Origin of the sequence: Pseudoalteromonas ostreae, assembly GCF_018069805.1 — a bacterium.
In the GTDB taxonomy this organism is placed as follows: Bacteria; Pseudomonadota; Gammaproteobacteria; order Enterobacterales; family Alteromonadaceae; genus Pseudoalteromonas; species Pseudoalteromonas ostreae.
In genome coordinates, this window is the sequence record NZ_JAGPYN010000005.1 from 16,248 (window position 1) to 41,765 (window position 25,518).

Annotated in this window: 21 protein-coding genes and 1 pseudogene; 12 read left to right on the forward strand and 10 right to left on the reverse strand. The window is 41.3% G+C overall.

What is annotated here, in order from left to right:
- Positions 1-378 precede the first annotated feature (378 nt).
- The 7 genes and pseudogenes from ilvG to can all read left to right on the forward strand — a co-directional run bounded on the left by ilvG (position 379) and on the right by can (position 8,228).
- A complete protein-coding gene (gene ilvG, locus J7338_RS05205) occupies positions 379-2,028 on the forward strand; it encodes an acetolactate synthase 2 catalytic subunit (protein ID WP_210796076.1) in 1,650 nt (549 codons plus the stop codon).
- Entirely contained in the window at positions 2,025-2,267 is a 243-nt protein-coding gene (ilvM, locus tag J7338_RS05210; RefSeq protein WP_210796077.1) for an acetolactate synthase 2 small subunit, read from the forward strand. The genes ilvG and ilvM overlap by 4 nt, the downstream gene beginning before the upstream one ends.
- 111 nt (positions 2,268-2,378) lie before the next feature.
- Positions 2,379-4,235, forward strand: coding sequence for a dihydroxy-acid dehydratase (gene ilvD / locus J7338_RS05215; RefSeq protein WP_210796078.1), 1,857 nt, complete (start codon positions 2,379-2,381; stop codon positions 4,233-4,235).
- A gap of 2 nt (positions 4,236-4,237) precedes the next feature.
- Positions 4,238-5,788, forward strand: coding sequence for a threonine ammonia-lyase, biosynthetic (ilvA, locus tag J7338_RS05220; protein WP_210796079.1), 1,551 nt, complete (start codon positions 4,238-4,240; stop codon positions 5,786-5,788).
- Positions 5,789-5,959: 171 nt separating this feature from the next.
- Positions 5,960-6,180: pseudogene (locus J7338_RS21115) on the forward strand (ABC transporter substrate-binding protein); the annotation flags it as partial.
- A gap of 195 nt (positions 6,181-6,375) precedes the next feature.
- Complete coding sequence (locus J7338_RS05225) at positions 6,376-7,569, forward strand: methyltransferase (RefSeq protein WP_210796080.1); 1,194 nt, start codon at positions 6,376-6,378, stop codon at positions 7,567-7,569.
- Positions 7,569-8,228, forward strand: a complete 660-nt coding sequence (gene can / locus J7338_RS05230) for a carbonate dehydratase (RefSeq protein ID WP_145238393.1) — start codon at positions 7,569-7,571, stop codon at positions 8,226-8,228. Before J7338_RS05225 ends, can begins: the two co-directional genes overlap by 1 nt.
- A gap of 109 nt (positions 8,229-8,337) precedes the next feature.
- Here the strand turns inward: can and J7338_RS05235 are convergent, their stop codons facing one another.
- From J7338_RS05235 to ubiK, 4 genes are all read right to left on the reverse strand, one after another.
- A complete protein-coding gene (locus J7338_RS05235) occupies positions 8,338-9,135 on the reverse strand; it encodes a helix-turn-helix domain-containing protein (protein ID WP_210796081.1) in 798 nt (265 codons plus the stop codon).
- 14 nt (positions 9,136-9,149) lie between these two features.
- Positions 9,150-9,935 carry a type I methionyl aminopeptidase gene (map, locus tag J7338_RS05240; protein WP_210796082.1) on the reverse strand — a complete coding sequence of 262 codons (786 nt, stop codon included), beginning with the start codon at positions 9,933-9,935 and terminating at the stop codon, positions 9,150-9,152.
- A complete protein-coding gene (locus tag J7338_RS05245) occupies positions 9,928-10,134 on the reverse strand; it encodes a ParD-like family protein (protein WP_149982600.1) in 207 nt (68 codons plus the stop codon). Before J7338_RS05245 ends, map begins: the two co-directional genes overlap by 8 nt.
- A 112-nt stretch (positions 10,135-10,246) precedes the next feature.
- Entirely contained in the window at positions 10,247-10,519 is a 273-nt protein-coding gene (gene ubiK, locus J7338_RS05250) for a ubiquinone biosynthesis accessory factor UbiK (RefSeq protein ID WP_145238407.1), read from the reverse strand.
- 113 nt (positions 10,520-10,632) lie between these two features.
- On the opposite strand from ubiK, the gene rep reads away from it, so the two are divergent.
- The gene (rep, locus tag J7338_RS05255) at positions 10,633-12,651 is read left to right on the forward strand and encodes a DNA helicase Rep (protein WP_210796227.1); all 2,019 of its coding nucleotides are present in this window, start codon (positions 10,633-10,635) and stop codon (positions 12,649-12,651) included.
- A 47-nt stretch (positions 12,652-12,698) separates the two neighbouring features.
- Here rep and J7338_RS05260 read toward each other — a convergent pair whose 3' ends face one another.
- From J7338_RS05260 to elbB, 3 genes are all read right to left on the reverse strand, one after another.
- Positions 12,699-15,272: a diguanylate cyclase domain-containing protein gene (locus J7338_RS05260; protein ID WP_415837787.1), complete on the reverse strand. Its 2,574-nt coding sequence runs from the start codon at positions 15,270-15,272 to the stop codon at positions 12,699-12,701.
- 193 nt (positions 15,273-15,465) lie between these two features.
- Positions 15,466-15,858: a c-type cytochrome gene (locus tag J7338_RS05265; protein WP_210796084.1), complete on the reverse strand. Its 393-nt coding sequence runs from the start codon at positions 15,856-15,858 to the stop codon at positions 15,466-15,468.
- A 203-nt stretch (positions 15,859-16,061) separates the two neighbouring features.
- Entirely contained in the window at positions 16,062-16,712 is a 651-nt protein-coding gene (gene elbB / locus J7338_RS05270; protein WP_210796085.1) for an isoprenoid biosynthesis glyoxalase ElbB, read from the reverse strand.
- Between the two features lie 565 nt (positions 16,713-17,277).
- On the opposite strand from elbB, the gene polA reads away from it, so the two are divergent.
- Positions 17,278-20,013 (forward strand): DNA polymerase I, encoded by a 2,736-nt coding sequence (polA, locus tag J7338_RS05275; protein WP_210796086.1) that lies wholly within the window; start codon positions 17,278-17,280, stop codon positions 20,011-20,013.
- A gap of 85 nt (positions 20,014-20,098) precedes the next feature.
- On the opposite strand, the gene J7338_RS05280 is transcribed toward polA, so the two are convergent.
- A complete protein-coding gene (locus J7338_RS05280) occupies positions 20,099-20,908 on the reverse strand; it encodes a lipase secretion chaperone (RefSeq protein WP_210796087.1) in 810 nt (269 codons plus the stop codon).
- 3 nt (positions 20,909-20,911) lie between these two features.
- Positions 20,912-21,832 carry a lipase family alpha/beta hydrolase gene (locus J7338_RS05285; RefSeq protein ID WP_210796088.1) on the reverse strand — a complete coding sequence of 307 codons (921 nt, stop codon included), beginning with the start codon at positions 21,830-21,832 and terminating at the stop codon, positions 20,912-20,914.
- A 435-nt stretch (positions 21,833-22,267) separates the two neighbouring features.
- On the opposite strand from J7338_RS05285, the gene J7338_RS05290 reads away from it, so the two are divergent.
- Positions 22,268-22,852 (forward strand): YceI family protein, encoded by a 585-nt coding sequence (locus J7338_RS05290; protein ID WP_210796089.1) that lies wholly within the window; start codon positions 22,268-22,270, stop codon positions 22,850-22,852.
- Positions 22,853-22,855: 3 nt separating this feature from the next.
- On the forward strand, positions 22,856-23,377 hold the full coding sequence (locus J7338_RS05295) for a DUF1285 domain-containing protein (RefSeq protein ID WP_210796090.1): 522 nt from the start codon (positions 22,856-22,858) through the stop codon (positions 23,375-23,377).
- Here J7338_RS05295 and yihA read toward each other — a convergent pair whose 3' ends face one another.
- On the reverse strand, positions 23,378-24,040 hold the full coding sequence (yihA, locus tag J7338_RS05300) for a ribosome biogenesis GTP-binding protein YihA/YsxC (RefSeq protein ID WP_182740283.1): 663 nt from the start codon (positions 24,038-24,040) through the stop codon (positions 23,378-23,380). It abuts the gene before it with no gap.
- A gap of 295 nt (positions 24,041-24,335) precedes the next feature.
- Between yihA and J7338_RS05305 the strand changes: the two genes are divergently transcribed.
- Positions 24,336-24,968, forward strand: a complete 633-nt coding sequence (locus J7338_RS05305; protein ID WP_210796091.1) for a c-type cytochrome — start codon at positions 24,336-24,338, stop codon at positions 24,966-24,968.
- The last annotated feature ends 550 nt before the right edge of the window (positions 24,969-25,518 follow it).

Genomic DNA, 25,518 nt, shown 5'->3' on the forward strand with positions numbered 1-25,518 from the left:
TATTAGGGAAATTAATCTATTTGGGCTTATATATTGGATTTTTATGCCTTTAAAGTTGATTGGTGAGTGTTTTTTTAGATTGATTTTAAGGTTGACTTAGCACTCTCATCGCGGTACTAATATAAAAAGACAGCGGGGGAGTTGCAATTCCTTCGTAAATTAACAAATTTTGGTATTTATTACATGCTTACAAACGCACTAAACCTAGTCCTTATTAACGTCGTGGTGATTATTATTACCGCGGGGGCTACTTAGTGCTTTAAAAATACGTAAAGCATTATAAAAGCCCCCCGCACTTAACCAGTCGGGGGGCTTTTTAGTTTCAGGGTTTAGCAATAGTTAAGTATAGATATGTCACTGAGGAATGAGGATTATTTAATGACAGGCGCAGAGTTAACAATTGATTTATTAGCCAAACACGGCGTAAAAGAAGTATTTGGTTACCCTGGTGGGGCAATCATGCCAATTTACGATGCGCTGTATGGTGCGCCGGTTAAACATTATCTCACTCGTCATGAGCAAGGTGCAGGTTTTGCTGCTGTTGGTTTTGCTCGTAGCACGGGTAAACTTGGGGTGTGTTTTGCGACTTCAGGCCCTGGGGCTACTAACTTAATCACCGCACTTGCTGATGCGATGATGGATTCAGTGCCATTACTTGCGATCACAGGCCAAGTGCCAACCGCTGCCATTGGCTCTGATGCGTTTCAAGAAATCGATGTACTAGGCATGTCATTGTCGTGTACTAAACACAGTTATATGGTTGAACGTCCTGAAGATTTAGCTGAAATACTGCAAGAAGCCATGCACTTGGCACAAAGTGGCCGTCCGGGTCCTGTGCTAGTAGATATACCAAAAGATATTCAAATGGCGCAAGTGCCTTTTCATCCTTGGCTTGCGGCTGATGATTACTTACCTCAGTTAGATTTAAAGCAAGTAGCTATTGCTAATCAACTATTAAGCGAAGCGAAACGGCCGGTGGCTTATGTTGGTGGTGGTGTACAAGCGGCCGATGCCCAACAGCAGTTAATGCAGTTTTTAGATAAAACGCAAATGCCAGCAGTATCAACATTAAAGGCGTTAGGCAGTGTATTACCTGAGTACGAATATAACTTAGGTATGTTAGGTATGCATGGCGGCCAAGCTGCAAATTTAGCGGTACAAGAGTGTGATGTACTAGTATGTATAGGTGCCCGCTTTGACGACCGCGTAACGGGTAACTTAAGTAAGTTTGCAGCCAAAGCAAAAGTAATTCATTTAGATATCGATGCAGCTGAAGTAGGTAAACGTAAACCGGCTAAAGCTTCGTTGATTGCAGACTTAAAAAGTTCATTACCTCAGCTTGAGTGTTTTGTTACTGAGCAAGCGTGGTTAGCGCATACCAAAGCGATGATGACCGAACATGCATGGCGTTATGATTACCCTGGTGAAAAGGTTTATGCGCCATACTTATTAAACCAGCTTAGTCAGCGTATGCCACAAAATGGCGTGGTTTGTTGTGATGTAGGCCAACACCAAATGTGGGTAGCGCAGCATATGAAGTTTAGCCACCCAAGCAATCATTTAAGCAGCGGTGGTGCAGGCACTATGGGCTTTGGTTTGCCAGCGGCGATAGGTGCACAAGTTGCGCGACCAAATGATTTTGTGATCACGGTTTCAGGTGATGGCTCAATCATGATGAACATTCAAGAGTTGGCGACTATTCGTCGTAACAATTTACCGGTAAAAATACTAATACTGGATAACCAACGTTTAGGTATGGTGCGCCAATGGCAAGAGCTGTTTTTTGATGGCCGCTACAGTGAAACAAACTTATCGGATAACCCAGACTTTGTGCAGTTAGCGGCGGTGTTTGGTATCCCAGGACAAACAGTTACCCATGCTAATCAAGTGGATGATGCAATTACGGCATTAGTTAACAGTACTGGCCCGTACATAGTACACGCCTGTATTGATGATAAAGAAAATGTATGGCCACTAGTACCACCAGGTGCTGCTAACGATGAAATGATGACGGAGAGTGTAAAATGAAACACAGTTTAACAGTGACTTTAAAAAACCAGAGTGTGGCCGTTGAGCGCTTTTTACGTGTAGTACGTCATCGTGGTTTTGATTTAATTCATTTTCAACTGAATATGGATGATGGCCAGTACCAAGTAGCTATGACAGTCGATAGTGATAAACCGATTCACTTATTAACTACACAGCTTAATAAGCTGGTGGATGTTAGGCATGTCACATTAGAGAATTTACACCAGCAAGCAATGTAGTTTGCTGTAGAAACTAAATCAACAGGGCTATTGGGATTTCCCTTTAGCGATAAAAATTTAAGAATGAGGATGTCAGCGGTTTATTAATCGTTGCAAAATACTGAGGTAACTATGGCTAAATTAAGAAGTGCAACTACAACTGAAGGTCGAAAGCGCGCAGGTGCTCGTGCATTATGGCGTGCAACAGGGATGACAGATACTGATTTTGGTAAACCAATTATTGCGGTTGTAAACTCGTTCACACAATTTGTACCGGGGCATGTGCATCTTAATCAACTTAGTGAGCTCATGGCTGAAACCATCACCCAAGCCGGTGGTGTGCCAAAAGAATTTAATACTATAGCTATCGATGATGGCATTGCCATGGGCCACGGCGGCATGTTGTATTCATTACCATCGCGCGACTTAATCGCCGACTCGGTTGAATACATGGTTAATGGTCACTGCGCCGATGCGATGATCTGTATTTCTAACTGCGATAAAATCACCCCAGGGATGATGCTTGCGGCACTACGTTTAGATATTCCAGTGATCTTTGTGTCAGGCGGCCCGATGGAAGCCGGTAAAACTAAGCTTGCCAATATCGATATCAAACTCGATTTGGTCGATGCTATGGTAAAAGGCGCTGATGAATCGGTAAGTGATGCCGATTCAGAGCAAGTTGAACGCTCAGCATGCCCAACCTGTGGTTCATGTTCAGGTATGTTTACCGCCAACTCAATGAACTGTTTATTAGAGGCGATTGGTCTAGCACTGCCGGGTAACGGTACAACGCTTGCTACTCATAAAGACCGCAAACAGTTGTATGTTGAAGCCGGTGCACGAATTGTTGATTTATGCCGTGAGTATTATCAAAAAGATAATAAAGATGTACTACCGCGTGCCATTGCTAATAAAACCGCGTTTATGAATGCCATGGTGGTTGATATTGCTATGGGTGGCTCATCAAATACCGTATTGCATTTACTTGCCGCAGCGCAAGAAGCCGGTGTTGATTTTGATATGTCGCACATTGATGCATTATCTCGTAAAACACCTTTCTTATGTAAAGTAGCGCCTGCAACTGCGCAATACCATATTGAAGATGTGCACCGTGCTGGTGGCATGATGGCAATCATTCGCGAGCTTGGCAAAGCGGGCTTAGTGGATATGTCGGTAAACCATGTTGCTGGCATGACTATGGCAGAGCTAGTTAAAAAATGGGATGCCACAGATCCAAACAACGAAGCTGCACAAACGTTTTATCGTGCAGGCCCAGCAGGCATTCGTACCACCAAAGCAATGAGTCAATCGTGCCGTTGGGATGAAGGCGATAATGACCGTGAAAATGGTTGTATCCGTAGCGTTGAACATGCGTTTCGCCAAGATGGCGGCTTAGCCGTACTATCGGGTAATTTAGCTGTTGATGGTTGTATTGTGAAAAGCGCAGGTGTGGTTGATGAAATGCTACACTTTGAAGGCACCGCCGTGGTGTATGAATCACAAGACGATTCAGTTGAAGGCATTTTAAATGACGAAGTAAAAGCCGGTGACGTAGTCGTTATTCGCTACGAAGGACCGAAAGGCGGCCCTGGCATGCAGGAAATGCTTTACCCAACCAGTTACTTAAAATCAAAAGGTCTGGCAGAGAAATGCGCTTTGATCACCGATGGTCGCTTCTCGGGCGGTACGTCAGGTTTATCAATTGGTCACGTCTCCCCAGAAGCAGCCAGTGGTGGCGCTATTGCTTACGTTGAAAACGGCGATAAAATTATTATCGATATCGCTACCCGCGAAATCACGTTAGCACTAACAGATGAAGAACTTGAAGCGCGTAAGCAAAAGCAACTAGCTCGTGGTAAGCAAGCTTATAAGCCGCTCGATCGTGAGCGTTATGTCTCATCTGCGTTAAAAGCGTATGCGCTACTTGCAACCAGTGCCGATAAAGGCGCGGTGCGTGATTTAGCCAAACTGGAGGAGCTTAGTTAATTATGGTTTCTCAAGAGCTCGATTATTTTCGCGCTATTATCCAGGCTAATATGGAGCCACTGGCAAAAGTTACTGAGGTTAGCGAAATGGCTGAACTCAGTGCTCGTCTTGGTAATCAAGTATGGCTAAAGCGCGAAGATCAGCAGCCAGTTTATTCGTTTAAACTGCGTGGTGCATACAACAAACTGGCTAAACTGCCAGCCGGTTCAGTGGTGATCACTGCCTCAGCTGGTAATCATGCTCAAGGGGTGGCGCTCAGTGCGTCACACTTAGGGCATCAAGCAACGATTGTAATGCCGGTCACTACACCTGAAATAAAAGTCAGTGCAGTACGTGCACTCGGTGGTGAAGTGGTTTTACATGGCCATCATTTTGATGCCGCTAAAGCTCATGCACTAGAACTAACTGAACAGCGCAATGGCGTATTTGTGCCACCATTTGATGACCCTGATGTGATTGTGGGTCAAGGCACCGTAGCCCGCGAACTTATGCAGCAGCTTAACCAGCTTGATGCGGTGTTTATCCCTGTGGGTGGCGGTGGTTTATTGGCTGGCATGGCGGTGTATATCAAATCATTACGCCCAGATATTAAAGTGATTGGTGTAGAAGCAGACGAAAGCGCCTGCTTACAAGCAGCCCTTGAAGCGGGTAAACCGGTAGAGCTGGAGCGGGTTGGCAGTTTTGCCGATGGTGTTGCGGTAAAAATTATTGGCGGCGAAACCTTTCGCTTAGCGCAAAAGTTTTGTGATGAAGTAGTCACTGTAACCGGTGATGAAATATGTGCGGCGATGCAAGATATTTTTGTTTCAACCCGTGCGATTGCTGAGCCCTCTGGTGCGCTGGCAACGGCGGGGTTAAAAAAATGGTGTCAGCAAACAGGCCAAAAAGGGCTGCATTTAGCCGCTGTGTTATCAGGCGCGAACTTAAACTTTGACCGTCTACGTTATGTGGCTGAGCGTACTGCGCTGGGAGAAAAAAACGAAGCGTTGTTAGCAGTCACCATCAATGAAGAAAAAGGCAGCTTTAAACAGTTTTGTGCCTCGTTAGGTGGCCGTGCGATTACAGAGTTTAATTACCGTTATGCTGGCCCTGGTGAAGCGCAAATATTTGTTGGTGTTGCACTACGCCAAGGTCAGCAAGAGTTAGATGAACTCACAGCTGATTTAACCACCAATGGCTATCAATTTTGTGATTTATCAGATAACGAACTGGCTAAATTACATGTTCGTTATATGGTTGGTGGTAAAGCACCTGAGCAGATGCATGAACGGTTATTACGCTTTGAGTTTCCTGAATATCCAGGCGCACTGGCGCGCTTTTTAGATACTTTAGGCTGCAACTGGAATATTACTTTGTTTCATTATCGTAACCACGGTGGCTCAATGGGCAATGTATTAGCTGGGTTTGCGATTGAACCTAATCAGTATGAGGTTTTTAACGAGCATTTAAATCGCTTAGGTTATAGTGTCCAAGATGAAACACTTAATCCGTGTTTTACCCAATTTTTAACTACTCAACTTCCTATCGATAGGGGGCAAGCGGTTAATAATTAAATATATACCCAAACCACTTCAAGATACGAATTCTGTAGCTTGAAGTGGTTTTAGTATAAGCAAGCACCTCAATTGAGGTGCTTTTTTGTCTCTTTGCAAACTCAATGTCTTGGGTTTATAGTTATAACAATATTAGTCAACTAATTAGATTACGATTTGTCATTAAATGGACTGAAGCTTAAGCTTTATACCACTAGGCTTATACTCAGCGGGCAAAGTTTTGCGGCTGTGACTTTACAACTAAAGTGGACCCATCAATTTTAATTTTCTGGTTACTATATGGCTCAGCAACAAGGCTTTTACAAAGCGGCAGGGCTAAAGTCACTATTTTACCGGCAGATCCTGAGAACCCAGATACCTTTAGTAAAGTGTTGGCTGGCCAAGCTCAATATTATGCGTGAGCAAGATGCCTTTAATCGGACGCAAGATGGCTTTATTTACCAGTATATTAAACCTGAACAAATTAAAATATCGTGGATGCTTATTACAGCAATTATAATTAGTTTGTTATCGATACCACTTTATTTACGTTTGATGTTCAGAAAAAGCGTATAATGCATAAATGAATTGACCATCGCTAAAATCACATGAGCCTTGCTGAGCAGTTTACAGCCCTAGATAACTTATTACATAGTACTCGCCGCTATTGGCAATGCACAGCATTCGATTTTGATCAGCTGCCATGGCCTGAATTAGAACAACCATTAACGGTGTTGAGCGATCAACAAGTTGCCGATCTCGATAGCAATCAAGATGCCTTGTATCAATTTTTTAGCCCGTATATTCCCGTAGTCAATAACTTAGCTACATTGTGTTACTTACCTCAAGCCTCCACTACGCGTAGCGAATATCCGTTTTGGATCAGCAATGGTATTAAAGGGCGCAAGTTTGCGCAGCTGCAAGATTTTGTTTGTGCGCTTGGCCAAGAATCACAATTACCGGTATTAGAATGGTGTGCAGGGAAAGGTCATTTAGGACGTATGTTGGCATTTAACCGTGCGCCGAGTGTGCACAGCATCGAACTGCAACAACATTTATGTGAACAAGGTCAGCAAAGTGCTCAGCAACAAGGGTTAGCCATGCACTTTAGCCAAGCAGATGTACTTAAGGATGATGTAACTGAGTATTTTCAACAAGCACAACATGCCGTAGCGCTGCATGCTTGCGGAGCGTTACATCAGACCTTCATGAGTGCCGCAGCTAGCGCGCAAACGCAAAAAATTAGTTTATCCCCGTGTTGCTATCACTTATTCACCGCTAATGATTATCAAGCTATGAGCGATGCCGGTAAGCATAGCCAACTGCAATTAACGCATCGTGATTTAAAATTAGCACTGCAAGAGACGGTGACAGCGCCTTCTCGGGTAGATAAAGTTCGTAAAACTGAAGTGCAATGGCGATTGGGTTTTGATGCCTTGCGCAAAAGTCTCACCAGCGAACAAAACTACGTCAGTGTGCCCTCTGTTAACAAAGCTATTTTTTCAGATTCATTTAAAGTTTTTTGTGCATGGGCAGCGGATAAAAAGGGCTTAAATATACCGCAAGATATTGATTATGAATCCTTTTTGAAAAAAGGCGAAATGCGCAAAAAAGTCACTGAACGTATCGAACTGGTCCGTCATGTGTTTAGAAGAGCAATTGAGGTTTGGCTTGTGCTCGATCGTGCTTTATATTTGCAACAACAAGGTTATCAAGTCAGTGTGCAGACGTTTTGCGAAAAACAATTAACGCCACGTAATATCTTGATCCAAGCTACCGTCAAAGACAGAAAAGAGATGTAATGAGAAAATTAAAAAACTTATTTGAAAACAATAAACGCTGGGCTGAACGAACGTGTAAAGATGATCCAGAATTTTTTAAAATTCTATCCATGCAGCAAAACCCAGAATACTTGTGGATTGGTTGTTCGGACTCTCGCGTACCGGCTAATGAAATCGTTGATCTAATGCCAGGTGAACTATTTGTTCATCGTAATGTGGCGAATGTGGTGGTGCATACCGATCATAACTGCTTATCAGTGATGCAGTACGCTGTTGAAGTGTTAAAAGTTAAACATATTATGGTTGTTGGTCACTATGGCTGTGGTGGGGTTCAGGCAGTACTCAAAGATGCTAAGTTTGGTTTAATTGATAACTGGCTTCGTCACGTCGGTGATGTAAAAGAAAAATACACCTCAAAGATCAATGCACTCGCAGAAAAAGATCGTCTCAATAGCTTGATTGAATTGAACGTGATTGAGCAAGTACGCAATGTATGCCGTACTAATATCGTCCAAGAAGCATGGCAGCGTGGCCAAGAGTTGACTATTCATGGTTGGGTTTATGGTCTAGCAAACGGTCACTTACACGACTTAGAGTCAGTAGTGACTTGTGCCGATGAAGTTGATGTTAACTATAAAAGTGCTGGGCTTAAAGTGTTTGAACGTTACGTAGTAGAATAAGTACGTAACTTAAGCACTGCGTCCTATCTGGGTGCGGGCTACCTTCAATAATTGTAATCTTAGTTTTAAAGGCTAAGTCGGTGTGCTTTTTGTGTGGTTAAAACACCCTCTATACTTTCGATGTTTTTCGCTTGCGATATTGCTGTGGTGTTTCAAAGGTAAAATTATGAAAGGCATGACAAAAGTGAGCCTGATCATAATAGCCACATTGCAAGGCTATATCTGTTATCGGTGTTTGGCTGTCAGCAAGAAGCGTGCGTGCGGCTTTTAGTCGGTAAAATTGCTGTAATTGAGTTGGACTAACTCCGGCTTCTTTTTTCAAGCGACGCTCAAGAGTACGGCGTGTCAGGCCAAGTTGCTTGCCTACACAGCTGGTGGAATTATTGAGTTGAATAAGTTGCTTGATCACTTTAATCGTATTGCTTTTGACGAGTTGATTGCTAATTGCTTGGCTGAGTAACCACTGCTCAAGTAAATACAGTTGACTGGTAAGTGGACTGCTTTGCATTTGTTCAACGCATGGCATTAAACTGTGATACCAGCTTGGGGTAAAATCTTCCCCGAGTAGATAATTTCCTTCAGCTAATTCGTGTAGCGTTATACCTAATAAGTGATAAGCACCAGTAGGCGCAAAACGAATACTAACTAAATAATCCTGATTGCTGAAAGTTATTGCCTGCGTTTGACGATTAAATGCGAAGGTAATAACGGGTGTCGCGTTGCTAAAATCAATTGTTAGGCTTGCGCCTGCATCAGGGTAGAGCTTTTCTGTAAATAACAGTGTTGTTTGTGTAGTGGTTGAACCTATTTTCCAATAACACTGCACCCAATCAGCTAAGCGTTGATCGGGTGCGAATTTTTGAAAGCTCAAATGGGGCAATGGATCATTTACTAATAAAATGGCCATGGTGTTAACCTGACTTATACCGTCGCAATAGCGATTTCTTCTTCGCGTAAAGTCAGTACTTCATAGCCGTCAGCGGTGACGACTATGGTGTGCTCCCACTGCGCAGAAAGCTTTTTATCACGAGTAACCACAGTCCAGCCATCCGGTTTAGTTTTTACTTTTGCCGCCCCTTGGTTGATCATCGGCTCAATGGTAAAGGTCATGCCTTCTTTAAGTTCAATGCCGGTATTGCGTTTACCATAATGTAAAACTTGCGGCTCTTCGTGCATTTGCTCACCAATACCATGTCCGCAGTATTCACGTACAACGCTATAGCCATTAGTATGGGCAAAATTAGCGATAGCGTTGCCAATATCGCCTAACCTGACTCCCGGTTTTACGAGCTTGATGCCTTGCCACATTGCTTGATAAGTTTTTTCGACTAAGCGCTTGGCCAGCGGTGACACTTCACCAAGCATATACATTTTACTTGAATCGGCAATAAAGCCATTTTTCTCAAGGGTAATATCTAAATTGACGATATCGCCTGATTTTAACGCGCGTTTAGGGTCTGGAAAACCATGACAGACTACTTCATTTACTGAGCTGTTTAACACATAAGGATAATCGTACTGGCCTTTGCTGGCAGGACGCGCAGCAAGCTCATCAACAATATAGCGCTCTACTAAATCATTGATCTCCATGGTGGTGATGCCGATTTTGACCTGTTTATCTAAATAGGCAAATACCTTTGCCAGTAGGCGACCAGACTCACGCATTAGCTCTATTTGTGCGGGAGTTTTAATAATTATTTCACTCATGCAAAGATTCTCCTGCTGTTACATCGGCTTGTGCAAGTTGCTGTTTGATTATTTCGGCGTAGGTCATGGTTGGATTAAGCTCAGCTAGCATGCCTATCTTTATCCAGTATTCAGATTGAGAGTTTATAGATCGTACCATAGTGGTACTGGCTTTGCGGATCTCTTCGTGCAGTTGGTCGCTGATTTTTACGATACCCATAACAGTGCCTATATATAAAACGTATACGTATCGTATATAGATGTTGATCTGTATGCAAGGCGTAAAATAAATCAAGCAGCCGAAGCTGCCTGAAGTAATAACTAAAACGGTATTATTCTGGTTGCTCGCTTTGTTTATTGCTACTGAGTTGTTGCTCAAGTAGTGCAACTTTCGCTTCTAATGCAACGAGCTTTTCGCGGGTGCGAATTAGTACTTGGCTTTGTACATCAAATTCTTCACGGCTGACAAAGTCCATCTCAGCAAGCTTATTTTGAATAGCTTGTTTGGTTTTCGCTTCAAACGTATCGGCAAGGTTTTTAACGCCTTGCGGCATGTTACTGGAAATCTGTTTGGCAATTTCTTCAAGTTTTGCTGGGTTGATCATGTCTGTCCCTTACTGTCGCGTAAATGATAATGGCTAATGTTACCTTATTGGCTAGGCGTATTGTAGTGATTACGTTAAAATTGCCCGTCTTTAATGCAATCTCTTTGGTCGATATGAAACTCAATCCTAAACAAGATGAAGCGGTAAAATATATTAGTGGTCCATGCCTAGTGCTGGCGGGGGCGGGATCAGGTAAAACTCGTGTAATTACTAATAAAATCGCTTACTTAGTACAAAAATGTGAGTATCAAGCACGTAATATTGCCGCAGTGACCTTTACTAATAAAGCGGCGAAAGAGATGCGCGAGCGAGTTTTTCAAACCTTAGGTAAAAAAGAGTCAAAAGGCTTGTGGGTATCTACCTTTCATACCTTAGGCCTTGAGATCATTAAAAAAGAATTAACAACACTGGGTTTTAAACCTGGCTTTTCGTTATTTGATGATCAAGATACCGGGCAATTAATTGCTGACTTAACTGAAGAAGAGCTAAAAAAAGACAAAGATTTACTCAATCTATTAAAAATGCAAATAGGCAGCTGGAAGAACGAGCTTATTTTACCAGAGCAAGCGATTCGCGAAGCGCGAGAGCCACAAAAAGCGCTATTTGCGCAATTATATGCGCGTTATCAAACCCAGTTACGCGCTTATAACGCTTTGGATTTTGATGATTTGATCATGATCCCCACCTTATTACTGATCAATAATGCAACTTCGCGTGAGCGCTGGCAACAACGTTTCCGTTACCTGCTGGTGGATGAATATCAAGATACCAATACCAGTCAATATCAATTAGTTAAGTTGCTTGTGGGTGAGCGTGCGCGTTTTACCGTGGTCGGCGATGACGACCAGTCAATCTATTCATGGCGCGGTGCACGACCACAAAACTTAGTGTTATTAAGCAAAGACTTTCCAGGTTTACGACTCATTAAGCTTGAGCAAAACTATCGCAGTGTGAAGCGTATTTTAAAAGCTGCTAATATCTTAATTGCCAATAACCCTCATGAATTTGATAAAAAATTGTTTAGTGAACTAGAAAATGGCGAGCCGATCAAAGTGATTGGCTGTCGTGATGAAGAACATGAATCAGAGCGGGTCGTCGCCGAGATCATCTCGCATAAATTTATGAAGCGCACAAGTTATAAAGATTACGCTATTTTATACCGTGGTAATCACCAAGCGCGTGGCTTTGAAAAGTCGTTGATGAGTAACCGAATACCTTACAAGATCAGTGGCGGAATGTCGTTTTTCTCACGCTCTGAGATCAAAGATATAATGGCGTACTTGCGCTTATTGGTGAATCAAGACGACGACAATGCGTTTCTACGTATTGTGAATACTCCGCGCCGTGAAATAGGCACAGTTACGCTGGAAAAGTTGGGCACTTTAGCCAATGAAAAACATGCCAGTTTATTTGCCACCTGTTTTGATAACGACTTAGGTTATCGCTTAAAAGGGCGTGGCTTAAACTCGTTGGCGGGATTTGCACGTTGGGTGGTTGAGCTGTCAGATAATGCGGTACGTGGTGATACGCTAGAAGCGGTAAAAGATTTAGTCAGACAAATAAATTACGAAGCCTATTTATACGAGTCATCGCCGAGTGCGAAAGCCGCAGAAATGCGCATGAAGAATGTTTCTGAGTTGTACCGTTGGATCACCGATATGCTCACAGGTGATGCGGATAACCCGCCATTGACGCTTGCTGAAGTGGTGAGTAAGTTAACTTTGCGTGACATGCTAGAACGTAACGAAGAAGAAGATGAAGCTGATGCGGTGCAATTACTCACGTTACATGCCTCTAAAGGCTTGGAGTATCCTTACGTATTTATGGTCGGCATGGAAGAGGGTTTATTACCTCATCAAGTGAGTATTGATGAAGAAAACGTTGATGAAGAGCGTCGTTTAGCCTATGTGGGGATCACTCGCGCTCAACAAGAGCTGACCATGACCTATGCGAAAATTCGTCGTCAATTTGGCGAAACATCACAAACCGAGTTGAGCCGTTTTGTACAAGAGTTACCGCAAGATGATTTAGCATTTGAAAATAAAAAAGCGCCAAATACGCAAGCTGAACGAATGGAAAAAGGCCAAGCCAGAGTCGCTAATTTACGTGCTATGCTGAAAAAGCCTGAGTAGTTCATATGAATTGCGGATAATAAACTGGTTATCCGCGACGCATATCGTTAATTTAAAATTTGCTCGTTCGAAGAGTCCGTTGGTAGTGTTACTGTGGAATTAATCGCATGTTGCCTACCAATAAAAAGCGATAAACCATGCGTGTCTAATAAGGCTCTATAATTTAATATTGAAGGGCCTTTCGCGATCACTTTCATTTGTTTTATCTTAGTTATCGCCAGTACCCCTTGTAGTTGTAAATCAAAGCTTTTTTGTTGTAACACTCGCTTACTAAAGGTAGAGCTAAGTAATAAATAGTTGAAATTGAGATCACAAAGTAAATTAAGTTCGCAGCGATCTTTAGCAAAATCATTTAAGCCAATCGAATAGCCTTGTTCACTGAGCATTTTTAAATTGCTAATTTGCATCGCTGAAGCATAACGGATCTCTTGTTCGTTAAATAATAAGCAAATTTGTTTTGTTATGTTGTGGTTTTGCATTGTTAGGCATAACGCCTGAAATTCATTTTTCTCCAGTAATAAACCTGAGCAAGGGAATAATACCATTTGCAGCTGTGCCGTTTGGATCTGTTGGCACGCTTTGGTTAATAACTGTAATTCCACTTCCAGCTGTTGTACTTTATCAGCGGCAAACTTCTTTAATATTTCAAAACTGGTGCTGCCAAGTACTGGGTGTTCGCCAAACGCCTCAAGCAATGATTCTGATTGATGCTGTTCATCAATAGTGATGATTTCAGAGCAGCGAAAATGCATTGGTAAAGAGTCTAAGTGATGACTGGTTTCTAGCTCATATGGACTGGTGCCGGCATTAAGTAATGGATGATAAAATTCAAACCGGCTGCGGCCAGCATTTTTTGCATAATACATGGCAGCATCAGCATCACGAATAATTTCATCAGTGTGCTTGTAGTTTGTTTTCGAATAGGTAATACCGACACTGGCACCACTTTGTACGCAAATACCTTTCATGCAAAATGGCTTTTTCATCAGTTCAATTAATCGCTTGGCAACATCTTCGGCTTGTTGACGATCGGTTAAATGAGTTAATAAAATAACAAATTCATCGCCGCCTAAGCGCGCAAGTAAATCGTGCTCCCGAATACATTGTGAAAAAGACTCACTGACGCTAATTAAAAACTGATCCCCGGCTTGATGACCAAGTTGATCGTTAATATCTTTAAACTTGTCTAAATCAATAAATAACACAGCAAACTGTTGTTCAGGGTAACGTTGATAATGCTGTAGAGTTTTTTCTAATTGGGTTAAAAACAAACTGCGATTAGGCAAGCCAGTAAGCGGGTCGTGGTGTGCATCGTGGTATAGCTGTTGCTCTACTTTTTTACGCTCTTCAATTTGCATTTGTAAATGCATGTTGGTTTGGCGGATCTCTTTGGTTTTTTCAGCAACCCGAAACTCTAATTGCTGATGACTCTGTTTTAAGGCTTGAGCAGCCAAATGTGCTTGTAATACAGTCGCTATTTGATGCGATACAAAGGTAATTAATTCAAAGTCGTCTTGATTAAAAATATGCTTATGATTGTAGGCTTGGCAAGTTATTAAGCCAATCACACCTTGCGCCGTTTTTAATGGTGCACCTAACCAGCTAGTTGCTGAGTTTGAGTCGGAGACTTGTCCTAGTCGTTCTACCTCACCTGACTTGAGTAATTTTTGTGCTCGATTACAATCAATGAGTTGAGTTTGTTCGGTACGTAATACTAATTCGCTATAACCTTTGGCGAAAGGACGCGGTTGAGTATTATCTCTATATTCATCCACACAGTACGGAAAGCTTAACCAACCCGTTTCGCGATCATACAATGCAATGTATAAATTATCAGCGTAAGTTATTGATTTTATTATTTCATGTACCTGCTGGTATATTTCATCAATATGCTTCGTTTGCGTTGCTAGTTCTGAAATTTTAAACAGAATATGTTGCCGTGCGAGGGTTTTTTTATGTTGTTCTACTTCGAGGTTAAGTGCTTCATTGCTTTGCGTTAATGCGCGAGTTCTTATTCTTACTTCAGACTCTAGTAATTCGCGTTTTTTTACCCGCTCGATAGCTGTTGATAAGTAGAGCGACATGACTTCTAACAGCTCGATTTGTTGCTCAGAGTAGTTTTGTTGTTTATCGTAACTTTGTGCGACTAGCACCCCAATAATGCTTTGCTCTCGATATACTGGCACGCCTACCCAATGTTCTGCTGGTGTGCCAAGTAACTTAAATAAGCCCTTATTGGCAGCAGTCTGCATTTCATCACCTTGGAAGTAGATGGTTTTACCTTGCTTAAACACATACCCAGTGACCCCTTGGAGAAAATTATTATCTTGATTAAGTGGCACAGAAATACCATCTTTTTCATCGGCAAAGTAAGATAACTCAAGGGTGTTACTAAATTGATTTAACAGCACTACGTAAAAGCTTTTACTTGGTACATAATCTTGCAAAATATCATGAATAGCAGGGTAAAGTAGTGTTAATTCGGCAACAGAGCTAGCCTGCTCTGATAATTGGATCAGCGCATTTTTTAGGTGGTGGGATTGCTTATACTTTTGGACTAGAGTTTTTAAACGATTGTTTTTATGCTCCAGCTTATGTAGTAAAGCTGTTATATCTTCCAGTGACATTAAACCGATTTTTATTATTGTATATTTATTGTTCTTATATTTTCACTTTTTTAACGAATCGTCAAGCGGACAATAGTATTAGAAAGTAATAATAATAAATAGTGAGAAAGGTTGGTTTATCTTTGTATCGATAATAAAAAAGGCTGAAAATATCAGCCTTTATAGAAAAATAGTACAGAATTAAGTATTATTTTTTGCTCATAAAATCAATAGCTGCGCTTATTTCATCATCTGAGCAATCCATGCATGTACCGCGTGGTGGCATTGCATTAAAACCATTAATTGCATGGTTCAATAGAGTGTCGGTGCCTTTCGCTAAGCGAGGAGCCCAATCATCGGCTGATTTTGGCGCTCCAAGTGCGCCAGTACCATGACATGCAAAGCATGCCGCTTGGTAAACTTGTTCACCGGTACGAGGACCTGTTGGCACTTCAGCAACTGCTGCTTTATCGCCTTCAAAATAAACGGCACCAATAGGTGCGATACGTTTTTTGATCGCATCTTCAGTCATAGAGTTATCATATGGCTGTGCGTATGCGGTGGTTGCTAGCAATAATAATGCTGTTGATAGTTTTTTCATTTTGCCTTGCTCACTTCGATTTGAACGTGATCAATCACGATAGATGACGGAATTTAATTCGATTATAACGCTTAGCCACAATTTATAAAACGTTACGATCACTTTTTATTATTAAAAAAGTACTATTTTTTGCGCTAACGCAAGAAAAGATCGTATACAAACTGGTGGATTGACGAGCTCAAATTACGACGTTTCGCAGCTGTTTAGCTCATAGCCAGTACATTCGCAACTAATTTCTCGATGCCTGCATCAGTATCTAAAATTGACTGCGCTAACATATAAGCTGGAGTGCTTACGAGTTTATGTTGCTCATCAATTACAATATCATCTACAGCACAATCAATGTGTTGAGCACCTAAACTTTGTAGTGCGTTAGCAGTATCAACATCATTACCAATAGTGGTTTTTACGCCAGCACTGTAGATCAATGGGATCATTGCTGGAGCAATGCACATATAGCCTGCTGGTTTTTTGGCATTTGCAAATGCTTTAGCTGCACAGAGCATTTCAGGGTTTAATTGTGTTTGCACACCTTTGACAGCAAAGTCACAGAGGTTTTTGGCTGCGCCAAATCCACCAGGGACAATTAACGCATCAAAATCATTAACGTCTAACAGTGTTAACGCTTTGATATCGCCACGGGCAATGCGCGCCGCTTCGACTAATACGTTCCGGTTAGGGGTCATTTGTTCCCCATTCAGGTGATTGATCGTGTGCAATTGATCAATATCAGGGGCAAAACACTGGTAGCTTGCTCCGGCTTTGGCAATATGCAATAACGTTATTACGGCTTCGTTGATTTCTGCACCGTCATAAACTCCACAACCTGCTAAAATTACAGCTATTTTTTTCATATACTATGCCCTTATTTATTATTTATAAAGTCAGTTTAGCATGACTTTTGCTTGCTGTTGTGGCCTTATTAAGATCATTTGATGATCATAATTATGGTGTATTAAAGATTATTTTTATTCGATTAATACATCCAAAGCATAGTAAAAACGGGCTATATGCTTTTTTTAAAGTTAGCTAATAGGAAAAAATTATAAAGGATCGCTATGATCTTTGATCCATTGTGGTAGAATGCTCGTCCGGTTATTTATAAGGAATGAATTAACCGCTTTTTAGTTGTAAATAAACGCAATCAAGCAAAGCATTAAAATGCTTTTCCACATTGTGATAAAAATAATAAAAAACGAACCTCGTATTATCTTTTTTAATAAAAACATGCAGTTAAGAGTTTCTAAGTAGTTTTAAATTACTTTGGAAGAATAGCTTGTGGGTGTTATCTACATAGTTATCCACAACTTACTCTTATTTAATAGTTTAAACAAAGCATAATTCACAGTCGTTTTATGTGTGTCCTTATGGCATGCTTACCGATATTTAGTTTTACCTCATTTAGGATCCAATTACACCATGGCTCAGATCCCTGAAAATCCGCTTATTTTAGTTGATGGCTCTTCCTACTTATTCCGTGCATATCATTCACCACCACATTTAACTAACTCTAAAGGTGAAGCAACAGGCGCTATTTACGGCGTTGTTAATATGATGAAAAGCCTGATCAAACAATATGATCCAAGCCATATGGTGGTGGTTTTTGATGCTAAAGGTAAAACTTTCCGTAATGATATGTACAGTGAATACAAGGCCAATCGTCCACCGATGCCAGATGACTTACGAACACAAATAGCGCCGCTGCATAGTATTATAAAAGCGATGGGTTTTCCGCTTATTAGCATTGAAGGTGTCGAAGCCGATGACGTGATTGGTACTTTTGCGCGGATTGCCTCAGAGCAGCAGCGTCATGTATTGATCTCAACCGGTGATAAAGACATGGCTCAATTAGTTAATGAACACGTTACCTTGATCAATACTATGACCGACAGTATTTCTGATCCCGACACTGTGGTTGAAAAATTTGGCGTTGGTCCTGAGTTGATCATCGATTACTTAGCTTTAATGGGCGATAAAGTAGATAATATCCCAGGTGTAGATGGATGCGGTCCAAAAACGGCGGTTAAGTGGTTGCAAAAATACGGCTCATTACAAGGTGTGCTTGATCATGCCGATGAGATCAAAGGTAAGATCGGCGAAAAACTTGCCGCAGCAGCTGATCATTTACCGCTAAGTTATGAACTGGCTACCATTAAATGTGATGTGGAGGTTGAATCAGACTTAGATACCTTTAAATTGCAAGAACCAAACCGTGATGAATTGATTGCCTTGTATGGCGAGTGTGAGTTCCGTCGCTGGTTAGCTGAGTTATTAGATAATCCAAAAGATGCAGACACTCACTTGGCTGTCCCCAGTGAAGCGAATGAATTACCGCAAGTGGCTGATGCGCAATATGAAACAGTCCTGACCACAGAGCAATTAGATACCTTAGTCGAGCAATTAAATGCCGCAGAACTATTTGCCTTTGATACTGAAACAACCAGCCTTGATTACATGCAAGCTAAACTTGTCGGGATGAGTTTTGCTGTGAAAGCAGGCGAAGCCGTGTATTTACCGATTGGCCATGATTATCCTGGCGCACCTGAACAGTTAAGTTTAGAGACGGTAATGGCTAAGATAGGGCCAATCCTAGCGGATGAAAACAAAGCAAAAGTAGGGCAAAACCTTAAATACGATAAGAGCATACTAGCCAATGCTGGTTTTGAACTCAAAGGCATTAAATTCGATACTATGCTTGAATCTTACGTATTTAATAGTGTTGGCACTCGCCATGATATGGACTCGTTAGCACTGAAATATTTAGGCCATAAAAATATCAGTTTTGAAGATATTGCAGGCAAAGGCAAAAAACAGCTGACGTTTAATCAAATTGAACTTGAAAAAGCCGCGCCGTATGCTGCTGAAGATGCTGATATTACCCTTCGTTTACATGAAGTGTTATGGCCTAAAATAGCTGCTGATGAAAAACTTAAATCGGTATTTGAAGAAATAGAATTACCGCTGCTTAGTGTAATTTCAGATATTGAGCGCACCGGTGTTGCGATTGATAGCAAAATGCTTGCCGCACACAGTCAGCGTTTGGGTGAGCGTTTAATTGAGCTGGAAAAAGAAGCGCATGAGATCGCTGGCGAACCATTTAACTTAAGCTCACCAAAGCAATTACAAGTGTTGTTATTTGAAAAGCTGGAACTGCCAGTTATTAAAAAAACGCCAAAAGGCGCACCATCAACAGCTGAAGAAGTGCTGCAAGAATTAGCTCACGATTATCCATTACCAAAAGTAATCATCGAACACCGTGGTTTATCTAAGCTTAAATCGACCTACACCGACAAACTGCCATTAATGGTGAATGAGCAAACGAAGCGTGTGCATACCTCTTACCATCAAGCGGTAACGGCAACAGGGCGCTTAAGCTCGACCGATCCTAACTTACAGAATATTCCAATTCGTTCAGAAGAAGGGCGTCGGATTCGTGAGGCTTTTATTGCTGCGGATGGCTATAAGATAGTGGCTGCCGATTACAGCCAAATAGAACTACGTATCATGGCGCACTTATCGCAAGATAAAGGCTTGTTAAATGCGTTTGCCAATGGTCTTGATGTACATAGTGCAACCGCTGCGGAAGTGTTTGGGGTTGAGTTAGAAGATGTAACCACAGATATGCGCCGTAAAGCTAAAGCGGTTAACTTTGGTTTAATTTATGGCATGTCGGCATTTGGTTTAGCACGTCAACTTGATGTACCGCGCCATGAAGCGCAACATTACATTGATAAGTATTTTGAACGTTTCCCTGGTGTGCTTGAGTACATGGAATCAACCCGTGAGAAAGCCGCCGAAAATGGCTATGTTGAAACTATTTTTGGTCGTCGCTTACATTTACCTGAGATCAATGCCCGTAATGGCGCGCGTCGTAAAGGGGCTGAACGTGCTGCGATTAATGCACCCATGCAAGGCACCGCTGCTGATATCATCAAAAAAGCCATGCTAACAGTTAACAAATGGGTGTATGAACAAGCACCGAGTACCGTTAAGTTACTGATGCAAGTGCACGATGAATTGGTATTTGAAATCAAAACTGAGTGTGTTGAGCAATACACTGCAGAAATTTGCCAGTTAATGTCTGATGCTGCGAAATTAGATGTGCCATTAGTGGTCGAAGCGGACAGCGGCGATAATTGGCAACAAGCCCATTAATCTCTGAACTTTTTAAATCATGTAAGCGCGGCTGCAATGACTGAAGCCGCGCTTTTTTATGCCTACGCAATGATAGGCTAGTAATTTAATACAATGGGTATAACACTAAAAACCGCCTTTTTTGATTTGCGGTTAAATGCTCATCAAGTAGCTGGGTAATTTTTTGTTCTGCTTGCTGTGGCTCATAGTGTTGTTTTAACAGTTTAATTTGTTGTGTGAGTTGCTCACTCAATGTTTGCCATTGCCGGCGCTGCTGCTCTAGAGCGATTAACCTTGTTGCTGCAGCATCGCCAAATTCCGCAGCCAGTTGATTGTAGTCTTGTTGTTGCAGGGCATCTTTTAACTCAGTGTTTAAAGCTTTTAGATCGTTACTTGGTTTTAGTGCCCGGATAATACGCTCAGGTTGTTCGCCCTCTAAATTAGATAATAATTGTTGCTTTAATTCATCACTAATATGGTTGTTCTGATTAATTTCAAGCTTGGCAATCGTATAGTGCTGCCACTCATTATCATCGTTAAATAAAAGAGCTATTTCCGCGGCACTGAAGTAGCGCTGTTGAAAAGCGATCATTGCAATTAATTGTTCGCTTAGCGGTAAATGAGCGATCTGTTGTTGTAGTTCTGCCAGCGTTATCTTAAAGCTGAGGTAGCGCTCAAATAGAGCCCTATTTACTTTGCAAGTAACTAACTTTTCGCACTGATGTAGAGCTTGCGAAGCGCTAAACTCATCGGACTCTTGGCTAGCTAATATAACGTGTTCAAAAATGCTATCAATTGCCATCGGTGGATCGATATGTGGTGGCGTTGCACTTGTTAGTTTTGCGTCGCTGAGTAAAAAAATAATAGCAGTGCTAGTGATAGATATCACTAGCACTAAAATGAGCAACCGCTTCATTGTTTATAAGCCTAATTTTTTTAAGCGATTAGCATGTTGACGGTAGACTGTCAGTGGATCGGTTGCAAATAAATGATGAAAGCCAATTAGTTGATTCACTTCATCAAGGTGATTCATGCGGTAATTATCTTTTAATACATAACCTAAATGGCTACTACAACGAGAGACTAAGCCATCGTCATCGCCTGGGATCAGCATTGAAGTGATCGCCAGTGCTGCATCTGATGGGTCAAATATATTTGTTAAAATTCGTGTGCCACTCCAAGAAAAGTAATATACGCCATTACTAGCATACATAGATCCTTGCTGGCATTGCTCTGCAGGTAGCCCTTCTGGGTATTTTTGATTAAAGGCCAGCGCGCCCTCTGTAGTTAAGCTCCCCAATGCACCAAGCGCATCTTGTGGTAACTGACTATTGCCAGAGAGTAATGCGATTAACCCGCCAAATGCATCAAAGGCCGTTTTAGCGATGCCTTCTAACTTAGAGCCTGGGGTTATTCCTTGGCGGACCACATCAGCAACAGGGCTACCAAAATTAACACCACCAACACTGGTCGCAGAGGCAACTAAGTCGGGGCGTAGTGAGGCAACATAGCGAATACTTTGCGCGCCTTGGCTATGACCAATGAGATTAACTTTTGTTGTACCGTTTAATGCAATTATCTGTTCAACTTGTTGTAGCAATTGTTCACCTCGTTGTTCAGAGCTATTTAACGGTGAGACAGCTGTTACATAGACTTGTGCACCATCTCTACTGAGGTTTGCTGGCACTCGGTAGAAATAATCAATCCCTAGAACATCGTCAAAGCCCATAATTCCATGGGCTAGTACGATGGGATATTTGGTTTTGGTGTAGCCTGCGTGGGTATTGCAGCTAAAAATAAATAGTAAACTGCATAAATATAGAATAGTTATTTTTTTCATGGTCATTGCTCTTTATATTGTGTGTGAGCACGCTTTTGAGTTGTCAAAGCAACTTAAAGAGTGTGGAGTCTTTATTCCAATTATTTAATAGAGCAAATTTTGAGCAATAATTCAATGTTAATATTAAGTTAAATTAACATGCAGTTTGTAGTATTAGTTATATGTTTATCAATTCGACTAGTTAGTACCTGTATTTAGTTTATTTATCATGGTTAGTTTGGTAAAGTCCGCGTCGTCCTCATCCTGTAGGACATCCTGTTGATGATGCACTCGAAAGGGTGCTCGTATTGATAGCTTCTCCCCAGTTTGCTATACCGGCCCAGCATTAATTTGTTGGGTCGTTTTTTTGTCTCTGTTATTTATTATGCTATTGATTGCACTTCATAGAACAAGTGATACCATTGAATCTCATTTTCATTTTGAAAGGAATGCGTGATGGTTAAATCAATTGCGATATTAGGTCTTTCGTTATCAAGCCTATTAGTCTCTGGTGTTGCCTGTGCTGACTGGCAGGTTAACAATGATCAAAGCAAAGTAAGTTTTGTGTCTATTAAGTCAAATAGTATTGCTGAAGTGCATCACTTCAAAAATGTGTCAGGTAGTTTAGCTGAAAATGGCTCTTTATCAGTCGATATTGAGCTGAGCTCAGTTGAAACGATGATCCCTATTCGTAATGAACGCATGACCAAGTTGTTATTTGAAACAGCGAAGTTTCCAACCGCAACCATAACAGCTAATTTAAGCAAGCAATTAAATGCGCTTGAGCCTGGCCAACATGTGTTTAAAGGTGTTAGTGCTGAACTTGATTTTCATGGTGCTAAGAAAGAGATTACAGTGGATGTTATAGCCAACCTGTCATCGCAAGGGGACATTACTGTTTCGTCAATGAGCCCAATTATTATTAATGGCGCAGACTTTGCTGTCATAGATGGCATTATGCAATTGCAAAAGTTAGCAGGTTTGCCATCGATAGCAACAGCAGTACCTGTTAGTTTTTCATTAACGATGAACAAGCATTAAATTATGCACTCTTTGAATGAGCTTGCCACTGCACTTGAGCAGCCAAGCAAGCCATTTGCGCAATGGCAGCCGCAGCATTGTGGTGAGCTGCCAATTGTGATTAATCAACAAGGAGATTGGTTTTATAGCGGTAGTAAAATTACTCGTATTGCTATGGTTAAGCTGTTTGCCTCAGTTCTGTGTAAAGAGCAGGATGCTTTTTATTTAAAAACACCAATCGAAAAAATAGCTATTACTGTCCATGATGCTCCCTTTATAATCGTTAATTGGCGCTTTGAAATGACAGAACAAGGGCAAGTGTTATGTTGTGTGGATAATTTACAGCGAACTTGGCTAGTAACCTGCGAACAACCTTTAGTAGTACAAGATTATCAGGGCAATGATGTGCCGTATTTACAGTTACCGTATGGCTGTAGTGCTCGGGTATCAAGAAGTGTGTTTTATCAGTGGGCAGAAATAGCACAAGCTGATAAGCAAGGCTATTTCATTCAATCTGCGGGTCAGCGTTTTTACTTAAACGTGTGATTAAGCATCTGATTCAGGCGTTTGTTCAATATCAGTAGGTGGTATTGCAACAATTGGCCCTAGGAACCATTCATCTAATTTCTTCGCGACTTCAGGTAATCCTGTGCCTTTTAAAGATGAAAACGCATGAACGGTAATATCACCTTCTAAGCTGCTTAACTCGCGACGAACTTGCAGCACCTGTGCTTTACGTGCACCTTGCTTTAGTTTGTCGGCTTTAGTTAATAGTGCCAATACTGGAATTTCACTACCAATTGCCCAATTAATTAAATCGCGGTCTAAATCTTTAAGAGGATGACGAATATCCATTAAGATCACGATACCTTTTAAACTTTGACGTTTTTGCAGGTATTCACCTAATGACTTTTGCCATTTCTTTTTCATTTCGATCGGTACCTTAGCAAAACCATAGCCAGGTAAATCGATTAGGCGCATATCATCAACATCGGCTAATTCAAATGTGTTGATCAGTTGCGTACGGCCAGGGGTTTTACTGGTGCGTGCCAGTTTTTGGTCAGTTAATGCATTAAGAGCGCTAGACTTACCGGCGTTGGAGCGGCCAGCAAAGGCAACTTCAATTCCCGTATCAGCAGGCAATTTAGTGATATCTGGAGCGCTGGTAACGAACGACGCAGTGTTATATTTGATACGAGATTTGAGCACAGGCTCTCCTAGAAACTTAATTAAGTATTACAGCGAGTAAACTTTACTTAATTAAAGTTCACTTAAGGGGCGCATTTTATACTATTACTACACTATTAAAAAGCGGATTTAGACTAAGATAGCGGGCTAAAACCAACGAAAATGATACGGCGAAAGCTTAATCTAGGTCAAAACCCTATAATTTATAAGTTTAATATGAGTAGAAAACGTGCCAGAGAATTTATTATCGTGTAGAATATATGAATCACAACATCCATATTGTAGATGATACAGGGTCGGAAACAGAGAATTCACCATGAAAAAAATAGCACTATCTTTAACTATATTGCTTGGTGCGTTGTCAGCAAGCAACGCAACAGCATTTGATGGCGATGTAAACGCAGGTAAAGAAAAATCAGCAACGTGTGCGGCTTGTCACGGCCCAGACGGTAACGCGCCGGTTAATATCTACCCGAAACTTGCAGGCCAGCACGCGGATTATATTTATAAGCAACTTACTGAATTGAAGTCAGGTATGACCTCAGGCGGCAAAGAAGGTCGTATGGATCCAGTCATGAGCGCGATGGCAATGCCGTTGAACGATCAAGACATGAAAGATTTGGCTGCTTATTTCTCGTCACTTAACATGTCTGAAGGTGCGACACCTAAAGATGTGGTTGACGTTGGCGCAATGCTTTATAAAGCAGGTGATGCAGAACGTGGTATTCCAGCATGCGCAGCATGTCATGGTCCACGTGGTAATGGTTCATCACTAGCTAAGTTTCCAAAAATTTCTTTTCAACATCCAGAATACATCAAGTCACAGCTTGAGAAATTCCGTGATGGCACACGTCATAATGATTTAAATGGCATGATGCACGATATTGCCATTAAACTAACAGATAAAGACATCGAAGTGCTTTCTAAGTACTTAGGTGGACTGCACTAAAGTAGTAGAGATTAGTTTTATTATTAATCCTAAAATCTATAGTGGTTACAAAAAGCAGCGCAAGCTGCTTTTTTTTGTATTTGTATTTTGTCGATATCATCTCTTCCTTTGTAAGACATTGACCATACCTTGATGTAAGCTAAATCCTATTTTTATTTTTGTTTTTATTATAACTTATTGTAATTTAATGTTTTGGTTGTGTTGCGATTTGTGTTTAGGAATAAAAGTTATATAAATTAGTTGTAACAAAATTATTAATGCGTAAATTAACCCCTGTCGCTGAAACAATAAGAACAAAATGGACCAAGCTACACGGAAAGTAGTGTGACGTGATTATCAGGGATATGACATCGGTTGATGTCACCGAAGGAATATTAAAAAAGAGTCAATGAAGGCCGAAAATAATAAAATCTCACGGAAGTTTAAAATAAAAACAAAATGGAATGTTACACGGAAGGTAAAAATAATAACAACATGGAACAACAAAAATAATAACAATAATAAAGACTAAAAAGTCGAAGGGAGAAGTGTCCAGTTAAATGGCGCTCAG

Bases quoted from the DNA above. Each gene is read 5' to 3' on its own strand.
- ilvG (WP_210796076.1), top strand. From the start codon at position 379: ATGACAGGCGCAGAGTTAACAATTGATTTATTAGCCAAACACGGCGTA.
- ilvM (WP_210796077.1), top strand. From the start codon at position 2,025: ATGAAACACAGTTTAACAGTGACTTTAAAAAACCAGAGTGTGGCCGTT.
- ilvD (WP_210796078.1), top strand. From the start codon at position 2,379: ATGGCTAAATTAAGAAGTGCAACTACAACTGAAGGTCGAAAGCGCGCA.
- ilvA (WP_210796079.1), top strand. From the start codon at position 4,238: ATGGTTTCTCAAGAGCTCGATTATTTTCGCGCTATTATCCAGGCTAAT.
- J7338_RS05225 (WP_210796080.1), top strand. From the start codon at position 6,376: ATGAGCCTTGCTGAGCAGTTTACAGCCCTAGATAACTTATTACATAGT.
- can (WP_145238393.1), top strand. From the start codon at position 7,569: ATGAGAAAATTAAAAAACTTATTTGAAAACAATAAACGCTGGGCTGAA.
- J7338_RS05235 (WP_210796081.1), bottom strand. From the start codon at position 9,135: ATGGCCATTTTATTAGTAAATGATCCATTGCCCCATTTGAGCTTTCAA.
- map (WP_210796082.1), bottom strand. From the start codon at position 9,935: ATGAGTGAAATAATTATTAAAACTCCCGCACAAATAGAGCTAATGCGT.
- J7338_RS05245 (WP_149982600.1), bottom strand. From the start codon at position 10,134: ATGGGTATCGTAAAAATCAGCGACCAACTGCACGAAGAGATCCGCAAA.
- ubiK (WP_145238407.1), bottom strand. From the start codon at position 10,519: ATGATCAACCCAGCAAAACTTGAAGAAATTGCCAAACAGATTTCCAGT.
- rep (WP_210796227.1), top strand. From the start codon at position 10,633: ATGAAACTCAATCCTAAACAAGATGAAGCGGTAAAATATATTAGTGGT.
- J7338_RS05265 (WP_210796084.1), bottom strand. From the start codon at position 15,858: ATGAAAAAACTATCAACAGCATTATTATTGCTAGCAACCACCGCATAC.
- elbB (WP_210796085.1), bottom strand. From the start codon at position 16,712: ATGAAAAAAATAGCTGTAATTTTAGCAGGTTGTGGAGTTTATGACGGT.
- polA (WP_210796086.1), top strand. From the start codon at position 17,278: ATGGCTCAGATCCCTGAAAATCCGCTTATTTTAGTTGATGGCTCTTCC.
- J7338_RS05280 (WP_210796087.1), bottom strand. From the start codon at position 20,908: ATGAAGCGGTTGCTCATTTTAGTGCTAGTGATATCTATCACTAGCACT.
- J7338_RS05285 (WP_210796088.1), bottom strand. From the start codon at position 21,832: ATGAAAAAAATAACTATTCTATATTTATGCAGTTTACTATTTATTTTT.
- J7338_RS05290 (WP_210796089.1), top strand. From the start codon at position 22,268: ATGGTTAAATCAATTGCGATATTAGGTCTTTCGTTATCAAGCCTATTA.
- J7338_RS05295 (WP_210796090.1), top strand. From the start codon at position 22,856: ATGCACTCTTTGAATGAGCTTGCCACTGCACTTGAGCAGCCAAGCAAG.
- J7338_RS05305 (WP_210796091.1), top strand. From the start codon at position 24,336: ATGAAAAAAATAGCACTATCTTTAACTATATTGCTTGGTGCGTTGTCA.